We start from the raw sequence: 1,494 nt of genomic DNA, 5'->3' as shown, positions 1-1,494 counted from the left end.
GGCTGTTGTCTAATCGCGCGGCAAAATGCAAGCCCGGTTTGGACGTCGAGGCGGTCGTTTGCCGGGAGCAGTGTTGTCTTCGCGGTCGACAATAGAGTCGCCGCATGATGGGGCTTCGCGGATGAACCTTCCAGAGTGTGAAGCGCACGCGACGGGCACAGCGGCCTGACGGTGCAACAGCCAGGGCGGAATGGTTCGTCCTACGTCCCGGCAGGGACGCCTCGGCGCGCCTCTGGGCAGGCGCGAGTAAGCTCCGGTATCAGGCCTTGACGCTGGTCGCCCGGTTGAACAGCTCGCCAGATCTCAGCATCGCATGCATGATGACGGCCAGCTTGCGCGCAACGGCGACGGCGGCACGCTTGAAGCCGATCTTCTCTCTCAGCTTCAGGCCCCATGTGCGCAGGTCACTTTCGGCATAGGCGCGGGTCAGGATGACGGTCGCCGCTTCATAGAGCAGTCCCCGCAGATGAGGGTCGCCGCGCCGGGAGATGTGGCCGTCATAGTCGACTTCACCGGATTGATAGCGGCGGGGCGTCAGTCCCAGCCACGCACCGACCGACCGCGACTTTTTGAAGTTCGCCGGATCCTCGATGGCAGTCGTGAACGAGGTTGCGGTGACCGCACCAACCCCGGGGATCGACATCAGCAGCTGACAGGTCTTGCTCTGCCGTGCGCTGGCGATGAGCTGTCGCCCAAGCTCAGCGGCGCGGGCACGCACGTTGCGCCAGGCTGCAAGGACCGGCAGGATGATACGGGCAAGCGCGTCCTGGCCGGCGAGCCGATGCCGGACCTCGGCTTCGAACTTGCCACCTTTGCTGCGCGGAATGACCAGCCCGAACGTCTTCATGAGTCCGCGGATCTGGTTGGAGAGCTCGGTCGTGATCCGGACCAGTCTGGTCCGCGCGGCCACCAGCGTGCGGATCAGCATGCTGTCATAGCCCTTCACGCGGACCTCGCGGTAGAAGCCCACCTCGGCCAGATGCGCCAAGCCATCGGCATCGTTGGCGTCGGTCTTGTTCGGTGCCATGTCGAGCGCGGCCTTGGCATGCCGGGCGTCGATGCAGATCGCTGGAAGCCTTCCTGAGCGCAAGGCATGATAGAACCACACCGACAAGGGACCGGTCTCGAACACCACCAGCCTGGCCGCTGGCGCCCGCTTGCGGAGAACTTCTGTGACCAAGCTCGGATCAGAGGGGCACTTGCCGCGCCAGATCCTGTTGCCGTCACGCCGTACAGAAATCGCCGTTTCTTTCAGAGACACGTCGAGACCAACATATTCGCCCATGGTTGTCCTCCGTTCGATACGGGGCCCGTTCAGTCGTGAGCCCGTGATTCCATCCTATCGGGGAACAATCACCTGCTCTTCAATCTTGTGATGCTTCCGGTCATGACGGCGAATCGCTCCCGCGATTACCCCATGTGTGAAGACCGCGCGCATTCAAGTGATTCGCACGGTATGATTTCTGCGCGAATTGCAGGAGATCGGATGAAGCG

General features: G+C 62.8%; 1 protein-coding gene. It reads right to left on the bottom strand.

Features of this window, described 5'->3' with window-relative positions:
- Positions 1-259: 259 nt before the first annotated feature.
- Entirely contained in the window at positions 260-1,285 is a 1,026-nt protein-coding gene (locus DTX69_RS29870) for an IS110 family RNA-guided transposase (protein ID WP_119305235.1), read from the bottom strand.
- Positions 1,286-1,494: the final 209 nt, after the last annotated feature.

The sequence above is a fragment of the Dongia deserti genome (assembly GCF_003574735.1).
GTDB lineage: Bacteria > Pseudomonadota > Alphaproteobacteria > Dongiales > Dongiaceae > Dongia_A > Dongia_A deserti.
Note: the sequence above shows the minus strand (reverse complement) of the source record. Positions and strands in the feature narration are given on the sequence as shown.

Excerpts from the sequence above, each read along its gene's own strand:
- DTX69_RS29870 (WP_119305235.1), bottom strand. The coding sequence starts at position 1,285 with ATGGGCGAATATGTTGGTCTCGACGTGTCTCTGAAAGAAACGGCGATT.